Here is a 12,181-nt window from a genome sequence, read left to right as displayed (position 1 = left end):
GCGGAGAGGTCTCAGTATGGCTACATCGGGAGAGTACGGCCGGCACGACTTCGGTCAGGGCGGCTTGAACGACGGGCTCGACGTGGACGAGCTGGTCGACGAGATCGGGCTCGACGGGGACGAGATCGCGTGGCGAAAGGAGTTCGTCGGCTTCGACGCCGAGGACGAGCGGCGACTGAGCCGGTACGAGGACGCGTTCGCTGAGAACGCAGAGCAGATTGCGGACGACTTCTACGAGAACCTCACCGAGCACGATCAGACGGTCGAGGTGTTCAATCGGTCCGACAAGGGGCTCGAACGGCTCAAACGGACCCAGTCGGCGTACCTCGTGACGCTCGCGGGGGGCGAGTACGGGACGGAGTACTTCGCGGACCGGGCGCGGATCGGCAAGATCCACGACATGCTGGAGATGCCGATGAAACACTACCTCGGGCAGTACGGCGTCTACTACGACCTGATCCTCCCGCTCATCGGCGACCGCCTCGTCGACTCGGTCACTGACCGGCTGGCCCCCGACGACGGCGGGACGGTCGACGACGAGACCGCGGCAGCGGTTGAGGCAGAGGTCGACGACGCGATCGAGGACCTGCTCTCCGTCCTCCGGATCGTCAACCTCGACATGCAGGTTGTCACGGACACGTACATCCACTCATACAGCGAGAAGCTCTCGGCGGCCGTCGAGCGGAACGAGGAGCTGATGACGGAAGTGGAAGCCGAGGTCGAGGGGCCGATCGGCGACCTCCGCGAGTCGGCGGGCGACGTCGCCGAGAGCGCCGCCGACGTCGGCGACGCGGCCGAAGACCAGTCGCAGCGGGTCGCCGAGATCTCCTCGGAGGTCGCGAACCTCTCGGCGACGGTCGAGGAGGTGGCGTCGACCGCCGACGAGGTCGACCGGACGAGCAGCCGGGCGGAGGCCCTCGCGGAGGACGGCCGTGACGCGGCCGACGACGCCGCGGCGGCCATGGACGACATCGGCGCGGCCGTCGACGAGGTGGCGGACGACGTCGAGGCGCTCCAAGAGCGGGTCGAGGAGATCGACGAGTTCGTCGACGCGATCAACGGGATCGCCGACCAGACGAACCTGCTCGCCCTGAACGCCTCGATCGAGGCGGCGCGGGCCGGCGACGCGGGCGCCGGCTTCGGCGTCGTCGCCGACGAGATCAAGTCGCTCGCGGGGGAGTCACAGCAGCACGCGAGCGACATCGAGTCGATGGTCGACGGCATCCGCACCGACACCGACGAGACGGTCGAGAGCCTCTCCGAGACCACGGGCCGGGTCGAGGAGGGGAGCGAGCGCGTCGGCGACGCGACGGAGAGCCTCACCGCCATCGCCGAGGCGGTGACGGAGACGGCCGACGGGATCGACGAGGTCTCCGACGTGACCGACGAGCAGGCCGCGGCCGCCGAGGAGATCGCCGCGACGATCGACGGCGTGGTCGAGCAGTCGAATCAGATCTCGGAGCGGATGGGAGAGCTCGCGGACGAGAGCGAGTGCCAGTCCGCGGCGGTCGAGGAGGTCGAACGCAGCGTGCGCCGGCTGTCCGTCGACGGCGGCGACGACGACTTCCAAGCGGCGTCGGTGACTGACGGCGGCCGGTCGATCCCGGCGGGGCTGCCGGAAGGGATGCCCGAGTTCGTGATCGACCGTCTCTCCGACGAGGAGTTACAGGCGGTCGCGGCCGGCGACCTGGAGATGGACGACCTCCGGTGAGCCGGTCAGGGTGACCGGCGCGTCGGGGGCGCGGGAGCCCCGGCTCGCGGGCCGGACTCAGGGCGAGAAGTACGCGTCCGGGCCCCGCACGTCGGAGAGCTCGCGGAGCGCGCGGGCCCCGCACCGGTCGCAGGCGTCCGGCGCCGCGGCGGCGTCAGCCCGGGCGAACACCGTCTCGCAGGCGTCGCAGGCGACGTAGCGGAGCGCGAGCGACGGGGTATCGGTCATGCCTCCGGTAGGCGGCCGACGCACTTGAACCGACGCCCACGTCGACGCCGCTGCCAGGCTGACCCGGCGTCACCGGGCGGGTCGCTATTGCCCGGACCCGGCTTCCCCCGACGACGCGATCCGGGACTCGTACTTCGCCAGCGACTCGTCGAGCGCCGCGGCGGCGTCGACGTCCGCCGTCTCGGCGAGCGCGAGCAGCGCGAACAGCGCGTCGCCGACCTCGTCGGTCGCGACCGCGGCGGCGTCCGGGTCGCTCCCGTAGCCCGTGGAGGTGTTCACCTCCTTGGCGATCTCCCCGACCTCGCTCTCGAGGTCGAGGACGCGGTGCGCGAGGTCGGTCTCCAGCCCGTGCTCGGCGACGAAGGCGGCCACGTCGTCCTGCTCGTCCATACGCGTCGCCTCCCACGCCTCGATGAAGAATCCTGCCGTTCCGAACGGTGGCGAGGACGGCCGGTCACGCAACCCCTAAGACGCGAGCGACCCCACCGTGCGTATGGAGATCGCGATACTCGGCGGCACCGGCGACATCGGCGAGGGACTCGCGTTGCGGCTGGCGGCGGACACTCCGCACCGGGTCGCGGTCGGGTCGCGCGAGGCGGAGAAGGCCGAGGCCGCGGCCGAGGAGTACACCGCCGAACTGGAGCGCCGCGGGCTCGACGCCGCGGTGACCGGCGGCGAGAACGCCGCGGTCGCGGCCGAGGCCCGGATCGTCGTCCTCGCGGTCCCGCCGTACCACGTCGGCGACACCGTGGAGGCGGTGGCGTCGTCGCTGGACGACGGCGATGTGCTCGTCTCGCCGGCCACCGGGATGAAACGCGACGAGGAGGGGTTCCACTACCACAAGCCCGGCGCGGGCTCGGTGACCGCGATCGTCGCCGACGCGGCGCCGGAGGGCGTCGCCGTCGTCGGCGCGTTCCACAACCTCGCGGCCGCGCGGCTGGGGGACCTCGACGCCGACCTCGGCATCGACACGCTCGTCATCGGCGACGACGAGGACGCGAAGCGGACGGTCGCGGACATCGCCGAGGCGATCGAAGGACTCCGCGCGTTCGACGCGGGCGGGATCGCCAACGCACCCGAGATCGAGGGGCTGACCCCGCTTCTCATCAACGTCGGCTCGAACAACGACGGACTTCACGACCTCGGCGTCCGGTTCCAGTAGCGGGCGAGCGCGAGGGGGTCCGGGAACGACCGGAGGGCGAGCGGCGACGAAGCGCGGACCGATCGCGTCGCCGTCGCTCGAATCTCGCCCTCGGACGACGTTCCGTTAGGCCTTTGCGCGCCGGGCCCCTCCGAACGGTAGATGGAGTATTTGCAGCGTCGGGTCGGGCTGGTCGAGGACCGAATCGAGTCGGTCATCGACGACGTCGAGCCCGACGAGCTGTCCGAAGACGTCGGGCACGTCGTCCTCGCGGGCGGCAAGCGGGTCCGGCCCGCGGTGACCGTCCTCGCCTGCGAGGCGTTCGACGGCGACCCCGAGGAGGCGGTCGACTTCGCGGCCGGCATCGAGTTCGTCCACAACGCCTCCCTCGTGATCGACGATATCATCGACCGCTCCGAGGTCCGCCGCGGCACCCCCGCCGCGTGGGCGGAGTTCGGCTACGGCCCGGCGATCATCGCGAGCGACGGCCTGCTCGGCGAGGCGTTCGCGCTGTTCTCCGCCGAGCCGCGCGCGATGCGCACCGTCGCCGAGGCGATGGTCGAGCTCGGTGAGGGCGAGGCGACCGAACTCGCCGCCCGCCCGACCAACGAGGCGGAGTACATGGAGCTCGCGCGGCGGAAGACGGGCGCGCTGTTCCGCGCCGCCGCCGAGTTGGGCGCGGTCGCCGGCGACGCCGACCCGCACGCGGTCGACTCGTTCGGCGAGTACGCCGAGCGCGTCGGCGTCGCGTTCCAGATGCGCGACGACGTGTTGGACGCCACCGCCGACGCCGACGACCTCGGCAAGCCGACCGGACAGGACGCGGAGATGGACCGGCCGAGCGTCCTCCAGGTCACGTCGCTGTCGCCCGAGGAGATCAACGAGCGCGCGCGGTCGGAGTCGGAGCGCGCGCTCGCCGCCCTCGACGACGCCGACCCGCCGGAGACCGAGGCGATCGAGTACCTGCGCGACCTGGCGGAGTTCGTCGTCGTGCGGGAGCGGTAGAGAGCGGCGGTCCGCGGGCGGTCCCTCTGTTAGGCGCTCAGAGTTCGTACTCCGCTTTCTCCACGAGGTCCGCGAACACCTCGGTCCCCATCGCCTGCTCGTAGACGATGGCGGTGAGCATCCCGCCGGGGTAGACGCCCCCGTTCTGGACGTGGTCCACCTTGTGACAGTGCATCGGATAGATGCCGGGGTCCGCGTCCGCCTCGAACTCGACGGTGTACCGCTCCGCGGGCGCGACGTTCACCACGTCCTCTGGCAGTTGCATCACCTCGGGGTACGCCGCGCCGTCCTTCTCCACCGTCCGGAACCGGTGGTTGTGCGTGTGCATCGGGTGCGACATGAATCCCGCGTTGACCAGATGGAGCCGCACCGTGTCGCCCTCGCTGACGACGATCGGCGAGCCGCGGTCGGGGTTGAACGTGTACGGCGCGACGCGCCCGTTGATCGTGAACGCGTCGGGACGGCGGTCCTGGACGTCGTAGCTGGCGTCCGCGCCGCCGTACGACCGGGAGAGCCGCGTGTCCCAGTCTTTCAGCGTCATGAACTGCTCGACGTCGGCCTCCTCGTAGCCCTCGGGGTCGATCCGGAGGATCCCGTACATCCCCATGTCCATGTGCATCGGGGTGTTGAAGTGGCAGTGGTAGAGGTGGGTGCCGGGCACGTCCGCGCCGATCTCGTAGGTGTGCTCCTCGCCGGGCATCACGGTGCGCCCTGTCGTGGACGGGACCCCGTCGTCCTTCCACGACTTCGAGACGCCGTGGAAGTGGAGCGTGTGCGGCATCTCCCCGTCCGTGTTGTCGAGCGTGATCGACAGGTCGTCGCCCTCGGTCGCCTGGAGCACCGGGCCGGGGACGCTCGGCGTCCCGTCGTCGGCCTGGAACGCCCACGTCACCGGCATCTCGACCGGGCCGCCCAACGAGCCGCCGGGGTGGGCGGCGTGGCGGGCGTGGACCGACCGCAGCGTCACCTCGCGGCCGCGCTCGTCGAGGTCGACGACTTCGGGCGACCCCGTCTCCGGGAGCGTCGGCCCGTCGTCAGTCTGCGCCGCGTCCGCGTCGTCGCCAGCGCTCGCGGTGGTGGTCGTCTCGCTCAGACAGCCCGCCAGGCCGGCGACGCCGGAGAGGCCCGCGGCCTGGAGGATCGTTCGCCGCGCGAAGCCGCCGTCGGAGCCGGAGTCGTTCTGCCTCATGTCCGAAGCGAGGGCCGGGGGAGAGATAACCCGGGCGCGACTTCCCGATTCGAGGCACGGCCGACGAACGAGTTCGCCCGCGAGCATATAAATGAAACAGCGGTCGCGGCGACCGGGCCGCGCGGTCGCCGGGTGGTGCGCTCAGTCGTCCGCCGGTCCCTCGATGGCCGCGTTCTCGCCAATGGGCTCGCTATCCCAGTAGGCGTGGTCGTCGTCCGTCCGGAAGCAGGTCGCCGTCCGGCCGTCGCCGAGGTCGTACGCCGGCGGTGTCGACTCCCGGCAGGCGGCCCGCGCCTCCGGACAGCGGGTGTGGAACCGACAGCCGGCCGGCGGGTTCCGCGGCGAGGGAACGTCGCCGCGGAGTGTGGTGAACGCTTCCTCGCGGGCGTCCGTGCTCGCGCGGGGGACGCTCGACAGCAGCGCCCTCGTGTACGGGTGCGCGGGGTCGTCGAATATCTCCTCGACCGGCCCGATCTCGACGATCTCGCCGAGGTACATCACCGCGACGCGGTCGCAGACGTGGCGGACCACGCCGAGGTTGTGCGCGATGAAGAGGAACGTGAGCCCGAAGTCGTTTTGCAGGTCCTCGAGCAGGTTCAGGATCTGCGCCTGGACGCTCACGTCGAGCGCGGACACCGGCTCGTCGAGCACGACGAAGTCGGGGTCCAAGGCGAGCGCCCGGGCGATCCCGATCCGCTGGCGCTGGCCCCCGGAGAACTCGTGGGGGTACCGGTCCATCTGGTCGGCGGACAGCCCGACGCGTTCGAGCAGGTCCCGGGCCGTCTCGCGGCGCTCCGCTCGGTCCGCCACGTCGTGGATCCGGAGCCCCTCAGTCACGATGTCGCCGGTGGTCATCCGCGGGTCGAGGCTGGAGAACGGGTCCTGGAACACGATCTGCGCGCGCCGCCGGAACTCCGTCAGCTCGCGGTCGCTCATCCCGCGCACGTCTTGCCCGTCGAAGGAGATTTCGCCGGCGGTCGGCTCGCGGAGCCGCAGCACCGTCTCGCCGGTGGTCGACTTGCCGCAGCCGGACTCGCCGACCAGCCCGAGCGTCTCGCCCTCGCGCACGTCGAAGGAGACGCCGTCGACCGCCTTCACGCTCGCCGACTCCTGCCCGAGCAGACGGTCGACGAGCGACTGGTCGTCCGCGTAGTACTTTTTCAGCCCGTCGACGGAGAGCAGCGAGTCGCTCACTCGCCGTCACCCCCGTCACCGCCGGCGGCGTCCGGCCCGGAACCGAAGTGGTCGTCCGGGAGCGCGTCGGCCTGGTCGTACTCGCGGTCCGCGAGCACGCACTTGACGCCGTGGTCCGCCGCGGCGTCGACCGTCGCCTCGGCCGGCTCGTCGAGGCACGCCTCCATCGCCTTCGGGCACCGGTCGGCGAAGTAACACCGGTCGCCCATCTCGGCGTCGAGGAGGCTCGGGACGTTGCCCTCAATCGGTTCGAGCCGCGCCCGCGGGTCGTCCACGTCCGGTATCGAGCCGAGCAACCCCTGCGTGTACGGGTGAACGGTGTCCTCGAAGACGGAGTCGAGCGTCCCGCGCTCGACGACCTCGCCGGCGTACATCACGCAGACGCGGTCGCACATCTCGGCGATCACGCCGAGGTCGTGGGTGATGAGCACGATGCTCATCCCGCGGTCCGCCTGGATCTCCGTCAACAGGTTCAGGATCTGCGCCTGGATCGTCACGTCGAGCGCGGTCGTCGGCTCGTCGGCGATCAGCACGTCGGGTTCGCCGGCGAGCGCCTGCGCGATCATCGCGCGCTGGAGCATCCCGCCGGAGAACTGGCCGGGGTACTCGTCGACGCGCTCCTCGGGGTCGGGGATCCCGACCTGCCCGAGCAGTTCGACCGCTCGGTCCATGCTCTCCTCGCTGGTGTAGTCGCGGCCGGGGACGATCCCGTCGAGTAAGTACTTCCCCAGCCCGTACCCCTGCGTCCGCGAGCGCGTCGAGCGGGGGTTCGCCCGCGCCCGGCGCTGGACCTCGACCGCCTCGGCGATCTGCTCGCCGACCGTGACCGAGGGGTTGAAGCTGCTCATCGGGTCCTGGAAGATGACGCTGAACGAGGGGCCGCGCAGCGAGCGCCGGACGCCGGGGGGGACGGTGCGCAGGTCCACGTGGTCGCCGTCGACCCGCACCGCCTCCGTCGTGCGGAACTCCTCGGCGAGGTCGGGGTCGCGGTACCACACCTCACCGGCGGTGATCCGGCCGGGCGTCTCGACGAGGTCGACGAGCGACAGCGCGGTCACCGACTTGCCGGAACCGGACTCGCCGACGACGCCGAGGATCTCGTCCTCGCGGAGGTCGAACGACACCGACTCCACCGCGTTGATCTGGCCCTCCTCGGTGAAGAACCGCGTCGAGAGGTCCCGGACCGACAGCACGTCGTCGGCCCCGGGAGCCCCGGTCGGCGCCGCGTCGCCGACCCCGCGGGGCTCGGTCATCGCGGCGTCGCTCGCGCCGCCGTCGGTCGCCGCCGCGCGGTCGTCGCCGTTCCGGTCGGCGCCGCTCCGCCTGGCGTCGGTCATGCGGCACCACCTTCGCCCTCGATGCCGGGGTCCAAGGCGTCACGCAGCCAGTCGCCGAGCAGGTTGATCCCGATCACCGACAGCATGATCGCGAGCCCGGGGATGGAGGCGATCCACCACTGGCCGGAGGAGACGTAGTCGCGCCCCTGGGCGATGTCGAAGCCCCACGACAGCGTCGTCCCGGAGAACCCGAGGAACGACAGCGAGCTCTCTAGGAGGATGATCGCCGCCACCTGTACCGTGCCGAGGACGATGATCGGCGTGACCGCGTTCGGGAGGACGTGCCGGAGGATGATCGTGTTGTCGTCGGCCCCGAGCGCGCGCGACGCCTTCACGTACTCCTGCCCGCGTAAGGAGAGCGCCTCCCCGCGGGCGACGCGGGCGAACCACACCCAGTTGACGAGGCCGACGACGATCACCACCGTTATCGGCAACACGAAGCTTTCCGGCATCTCTGGCGCGAGCCCGGCGACGACGAACGGGTCGGGGACGTTCACCGCGGCGCGGCCCCACAGCCCGATCAGCGCGACCGCCAACACGAGCGAGGGGAACGCGAGACTGATGTCCGCGATCCGCATCAGCGCGTCGTCGACGCGCCCGCGGTGGTAGCCGGCGAGGAGGCCGACCGGGACACCGATCGACGCCGCGAGGAGCGTCCCGAGTACGCCGACGATGAGCGAGGTCCGCGCGCCGTACACCACCCGCGAGAACATGTCGCGGCCGAGCCCGTCGGTCCCGAACACGTGGTCCGGGTCGGCCGTGATTTCGACCTCCTCGGTGACCGTTTGGATCTCGCCGTCGACCATCTGCGAGGAGGTCTGCTCCGTCGTCTCCGAGAAACCGATCGGCGGCAGCTCGCTCTGATCGAGCTGTTGGTCGTTCGGGTTGTGGGGCGCGATGAACGGGGCGAACACGGCGGTCAGCACGATGAGGACCACCAGCGCCAGCCCGAGCTTCGCGAGCCCGCTCTGTCTGAACTCCTTCTTGAGATTGCGGATGACACGTGAAGAAACCATGTTAATCAGTCACCACCTCCGGGTCGAGGTAGGCGTACACCATGTCGACGAGGATGTTGACGAGGACGAAGCTCGTCCCGATGACGATGAGGCTGCCCTGGAGCGCCGGCCAGTCGCGCTGGTTGATGCTCTCAATAACGAGCGTGCCGAGCCCCGGCCACGCGAACACCGCCTCGGTGATCACGGCCCCGCCGATCAGCGTCCCGAGCTGAAGGCCGAGGACGGTGATCACGGGGATGAGCGTGTTTCGGAGCGCGTGTTTGTACCGAATCAGCGTCCGCGGGAGCCCCTTGGCCCGGGCGGCCTGAACGTACCCCTTGCTGAGCTCGTCTAACATTCCCGACCGCGTCAGCCGGGTAATGAGCGCCATGAAGTAGGTCCCGAGGGCGATCGCCGGCAGCGTGATGTACGCGAGCCACGTCAACAGCGTCCCGACGAATGGCTCGGCGTTGATCACCGAGAGGGCGACGTCGCCGACGTCGACCCCCCGGCCGCTCGTGTTGAACACGTTGAACTCCACGGCAAAGACCAGGATGAGCATGATCCCGAGCCAGAAGTTCGGCGTCGAGATCCCGCCGAGCGACAGCAGCGTCGCACCGTAGTCGACCGACTCGTTACGGCGGGTCGCGCTGATCACGCCGAGCGGGATCGCCAGGACGATGGCGACGACGCTGGCGGCGACGGCGAGCTCCACGGTGGCCGGGAGCCGCTCGAATACGAGCGTCGTGACGTTCTGCCCACGGATGTACGAGCGGCCCATGTCGCCTTGGAGCAGGTCGAAGATGTACTGGCCGTACTGGACGTACAGCGGCTGGTCGAGCCCCAACTCGGCGGCGATCGCCTGTCGCGTCTCCTGCGAGGCGTCGAGCGGGGCGACCGCGTTGATCGGGCTCCCGGGCGTGACGAAGCGGAGCGCGAACACGACGGTGACGACGCCCCAGACGACGCCGATCCCCTGGAGGCTTCTTTTGAGTGCGAATCGTCCGAATGACATTCTAAAATATGGGGGGTGGCGGTCGCGTTACTGCTGCGTCGCCGTGTCCGGGTCGATGAACTCGTCGCTCCGCGGCTCCCAGGAGATGTCGCTGGAGACGCCGTAGACGCTGAACTGCTGGTGCATGAACACCCATGGCGCAAGGTCGTGGGCGAGCTGGTTGGCCTCCTGGAGGATGCCGACGCGCTCGTCGGGGTCCTCGGTCGCCTCGGCATCAGTGAGCAGCCCGTCGAGTTCGTCGTTCTTCAGCACCGTCAGCGCGCCGTCGGACGAGAGCAGCGGCGTCATCGTCTGGCTGCCGTCGAACTCGCCGTTCCCCCAGCCGAGGAGGTTGAAGTGCGGGCGGTCCTCGATGTTCGGCGCGGTGACGTCCTGGACGAGCGCGGAGAACTCGCGCTGCTCGACCTCACAGGAGACGTTCGACAGCGAGTTGATCTGGTTGGCCGCCGCCTGCGCGATCTCCACGTCGCGGAGGTACCGACCGATCGGCGTCTCCAGAGTGATCTCGACGCCCGCGTGACCGGACTCCTCGACGAGCCGCTCGGCCTCCTCGGGGTCGTACGGGTACGGGTCGATGTCGGGGTTGTAGCCGACGTGGCCCTCGAGGGTCGGCTGGGATGTGATGTTCCCGAACCCGTTGAGCACGTTCTCGATGATGCTCTCGACGTCGACCGCGTGGTTCATCGCCTGCCGGAACTGCTGGCTGGAGAACGGCTCGACGTCGTAGCGCATCTGGAGGAAGATGATCCGCGCGCTCGGCACGGAGTTGATCGTCGCTACGTCGGAGCCGTTGACCCGCGATACCTCGTTCGGCGGGACGTTCGTCACGATGTCGGTCTCCTCGGCGAGCAGCTGGTTGACCCGCGTACTCGACTCGCTGGAGGCGCTCATCGTGAGCTCGTCGACCGCGGGCGCGCCGTCCCAGTACTCCTCGTTCGGCTCGTAGACGACCTGATTCCCCGACTCGTAGTTCGTGAGACGGAACGGCCCCGTGCCGTTGGCGTTCCGGTTGATGAAGTCGCTGCCGTTCTCCTCGATCCACGACTGCTGAACGATTTCGCCGTTGGTCGCGAACAGCTGGAACGCGATCGGATTGAACCCCTCGAAGGAGACGGTCACCTCGCCGTCGCCGGTCGTCACCTCGTCGATCACGCCGAGGTCGTTCTTCTGCGGGCTGGCGATGCTGACGTCGTCGAAGACGATCCGCCGGATGCTGAACCGGACGTCCTCCGCGGTGAGGTCGTCGCCGTTGTGGAAGGTGACGCCGTCGCGGAGCATGAACCGGACGCTGCCGTCGTCGGTGCGCTCCCACTCTTCCGCGAGGCCGGCGATGATGCCACCCTGCTTGTCGCGGTCGAGGAGCCCTTCGTACAGTTGGCCGACGATGATCTCGGTGTTCGTCTCGGCGTGGTCCTGCGGGTCGAGCCCGGAGTCCATCTGGCCCATCGTGACGCCGACGTCGAAGGCTTCGTCCATCCCGTCGTCGCCGTCGGACCCGTCCGAGCCGTCGTCGCCGTCCATCCCGTCGCTCCCGTCCGAGCCGTCGGACCCGTCCGAGCCGTCCGAGCCGTCGCCGGCACAGCCCGCGAGACCGACCGCACCGGCCGTGCCGGCGTACTTGAGCACCGTCCGCCTGTTGACGTGAGTGTCGTTGTCAGTAGGCATAGGCGATCCCATACGACAGAGCGTTATGAACCTACCGGCAGAGGCGGCCCCTTTCGGGCCGACTGCTAGCGGTCCGCCGACAGTAGGGCGGCGGATCGGCGGCGACGGCGCGGGGAACGGAGGGGAAACGGAGCGAAGCGAAAACCGACGGTTATGTAGGAGCGTGGGCGGTAGGCGTGGGACATGGACGGAGCCGATCCCGGACCGCGGTGGGCGGCGGTCGAGGAGGACGCGGAGTCGACGGCGGGGGCGTACCGAGAACGCGGCTGGACCGCGATCGCGGGCCACCCCGGGCAGGTGAACCCGGTCGCGGACGACGCCCGGGTCGACGTGCTGTTGCCCGGGTCGGAGTTCGACGCGGCGCTAGAGGCGGTCGACGGGGCCGCAATCGACGGCGTCGACGTGTACGCCGGCGCGGCCGGCGGGGTCGCGTACCGGCTGGTCGTCGCGACCGACGACGCGGCCGAGGTGGCGCTCTGCGTCCCGACCTACCTCCGAGATGACGGCCTCGCCCCGCTGCGCGCGGCCGCCGAGTCGGCGGGGACGCTCACCGTGCGACTGCGGCCCCTCGACGACCGTGACCACGTCGAGATCGCGATCGACGACCCCGCGGTGTTCTTCGACGCGCCGGAGGCGTGAGGCGGTCGGGGCGGTCGGCGCGAAACGCGAGCGCGTCGGCACGAAGGCCGGAACGGTCGCCG

12 protein-coding genes are annotated in these 12,181 nt (G+C 70.1%); 4 read left to right on the top strand and 8 right to left on the bottom strand.

Translation table 11 applies throughout. The annotated features are described in order from the left end of the window. The first annotated feature begins 16 nt into the window (after positions 1-16). Positions 17-1,711, top strand: a complete 1,695-nt coding sequence (locus ABNG04_RS07275; protein WP_371161341.1) for a methyl-accepting chemotaxis protein — start codon at positions 17-19, stop codon at positions 1,709-1,711. A gap of 57 nt (positions 1,712-1,768) precedes the next feature. On the opposite strand, the gene ABNG04_RS07270 is transcribed toward ABNG04_RS07275, so the two are convergent. Together ABNG04_RS07270 and ABNG04_RS07265 are read right to left on the bottom strand one after the other, a co-directional pair. Next, positions 1,769-1,939, bottom strand: a complete 171-nt coding sequence (locus ABNG04_RS07270) for a hypothetical protein (RefSeq protein WP_371161339.1) — start codon at positions 1,937-1,939, stop codon at positions 1,769-1,771. 84 nt (positions 1,940-2,023) lie between these two features. Further along, on the bottom strand, positions 2,024-2,329 hold the full coding sequence (locus ABNG04_RS07265) for a MazG-like family protein (RefSeq protein WP_371161337.1): 306 nt from the start codon (positions 2,327-2,329) through the stop codon (positions 2,024-2,026). Between the two features lie 103 nt (positions 2,330-2,432). Here ABNG04_RS07265 and npdG point away from each other — a divergent pair, with 103 nt between their 5' ends. Both npdG and ABNG04_RS07255 read left to right on the top strand, forming a co-directional pair. Beyond that, the gene (gene npdG / locus ABNG04_RS07260) at positions 2,433-3,101 is read left to right on the top strand and encodes an NADPH-dependent F420 reductase (protein ID WP_371161335.1); all 669 of its coding nucleotides are present in this window, start codon (positions 2,433-2,435) and stop codon (positions 3,099-3,101) included. A gap of 141 nt (positions 3,102-3,242) precedes the next feature. After that, a complete protein-coding gene (locus tag ABNG04_RS07255; protein WP_297886783.1) occupies positions 3,243-4,085 on the top strand; it encodes a polyprenyl synthetase family protein in 843 nt (280 codons plus the stop codon). Between the two features lie 37 nt (positions 4,086-4,122). Here the strand turns inward: ABNG04_RS07255 and ABNG04_RS07250 are convergent, their stop codons facing one another. The 6 genes from ABNG04_RS07250 to ABNG04_RS07225 form a co-directional block, all read right to left on the bottom strand. After that, positions 4,123-5,274 carry a multicopper oxidase domain-containing protein gene (locus ABNG04_RS07250; protein ID WP_371161332.1) on the bottom strand — a complete coding sequence of 384 codons (1,152 nt, stop codon included), beginning with the start codon at positions 5,272-5,274 and terminating at the stop codon, positions 4,123-4,125. Positions 5,275-5,415: 141 nt separating this feature from the next. Continuing rightward, the gene (locus tag ABNG04_RS07245; protein WP_371161330.1) at positions 5,416-6,468 is read right to left on the bottom strand and encodes an ABC transporter ATP-binding protein; all 1,053 of its coding nucleotides are present in this window, start codon (positions 6,466-6,468) and stop codon (positions 5,416-5,418) included. Continuing rightward, on the bottom strand, positions 6,465-7,721 hold the full coding sequence (locus tag ABNG04_RS07240; RefSeq protein ID WP_371161949.1) for an ABC transporter ATP-binding protein: 1,257 nt from the start codon (positions 7,719-7,721) through the stop codon (positions 6,465-6,467). Before ABNG04_RS07240 ends, ABNG04_RS07245 begins: the two co-directional genes overlap by 4 nt. Positions 7,722-7,801: 80 nt before the next feature. After that, entirely contained in the window at positions 7,802-8,821 is a 1,020-nt protein-coding gene (locus ABNG04_RS07235; protein WP_371161328.1) for an ABC transporter permease, read from the bottom strand. Position 8,822: 1 nt separating this feature from the next. After that, the gene (locus ABNG04_RS07230; protein WP_371161326.1) at positions 8,823-9,815 is read right to left on the bottom strand and encodes an ABC transporter permease; all 993 of its coding nucleotides are present in this window, start codon (positions 9,813-9,815) and stop codon (positions 8,823-8,825) included. Positions 9,816-9,842: 27 nt separating this feature from the next. Beyond that, on the bottom strand, positions 9,843-11,480 hold the full coding sequence (locus ABNG04_RS07225) for an ABC transporter substrate-binding protein (protein WP_371161324.1): 1,638 nt from the start codon (positions 11,478-11,480) through the stop codon (positions 9,843-9,845). A gap of 183 nt (positions 11,481-11,663) precedes the next feature. Between ABNG04_RS07225 and ABNG04_RS07220 the strand changes: the two genes are divergently transcribed. Continuing rightward, positions 11,664-12,119, top strand: coding sequence for a DUF7529 family protein (locus ABNG04_RS07220; protein ID WP_371161322.1), 456 nt, complete (start codon positions 11,664-11,666; stop codon positions 12,117-12,119). The last annotated feature ends 62 nt before the right edge of the window (positions 12,120-12,181 follow it).

The organism is Halorubrum miltondacostae (assembly GCF_041379815.1).
Classification (GTDB): Archaea; Halobacteriota; Halobacteria; order Halobacteriales; family Haloferacaceae; genus Halorubrum; species Halorubrum miltondacostae.
Note: the sequence above shows the minus strand (reverse complement) of the source record. Positions and strands in the feature narration are given on the sequence as shown.

What these genes read in the sequence shown, in the direction of transcription:
- ABNG04_RS07275 (WP_371161341.1), top strand. Translation starts at nt 17, where the DNA reads ATGGCTACATCGGGAGAGTACGGCCGGCACGACTTCGGTCAGGGCGGC.
- ABNG04_RS07270 (WP_371161339.1), bottom strand. Translation starts at nt 1,939, where the DNA reads ATGACCGATACCCCGTCGCTCGCGCTCCGCTACGTCGCCTGCGACGCC.
- ABNG04_RS07265 (WP_371161337.1), bottom strand. Translation starts at nt 2,329, where the DNA reads ATGGACGAGCAGGACGACGTGGCCGCCTTCGTCGCCGAGCACGGGCTG.
- npdG (WP_371161335.1), top strand. Translation starts at nt 2,433, where the DNA reads ATGGAGATCGCGATACTCGGCGGCACCGGCGACATCGGCGAGGGACTC.
- ABNG04_RS07255 (WP_297886783.1), top strand. Translation starts at nt 3,243, where the DNA reads ATGGAGTATTTGCAGCGTCGGGTCGGGCTGGTCGAGGACCGAATCGAG.
- ABNG04_RS07250 (WP_371161332.1), bottom strand. Translation starts at nt 5,274, where the DNA reads ATGAGGCAGAACGACTCCGGCTCCGACGGCGGCTTCGCGCGGCGAACG.
- ABNG04_RS07240 (WP_371161949.1), bottom strand. Translation starts at nt 7,721, where the DNA reads ATGACCGAGCCCCGCGGGGTCGGCGACGCGGCGCCGACCGGGGCTCCC.
- ABNG04_RS07235 (WP_371161328.1), bottom strand. Translation starts at nt 8,821, where the DNA reads ATGGTTTCTTCACGTGTCATCCGCAATCTCAAGAAGGAGTTCAGACAG.
- ABNG04_RS07230 (WP_371161326.1), bottom strand. Translation starts at nt 9,815, where the DNA reads ATGTCATTCGGACGATTCGCACTCAAAAGAAGCCTCCAGGGGATCGGC.
- ABNG04_RS07225 (WP_371161324.1), bottom strand. Translation starts at nt 11,480, where the DNA reads ATGCCTACTGACAACGACACTCACGTCAACAGGCGGACGGTGCTCAAG.
- ABNG04_RS07220 (WP_371161322.1), top strand. Translation starts at nt 11,664, where the DNA reads ATGGACGGAGCCGATCCCGGACCGCGGTGGGCGGCGGTCGAGGAGGAC.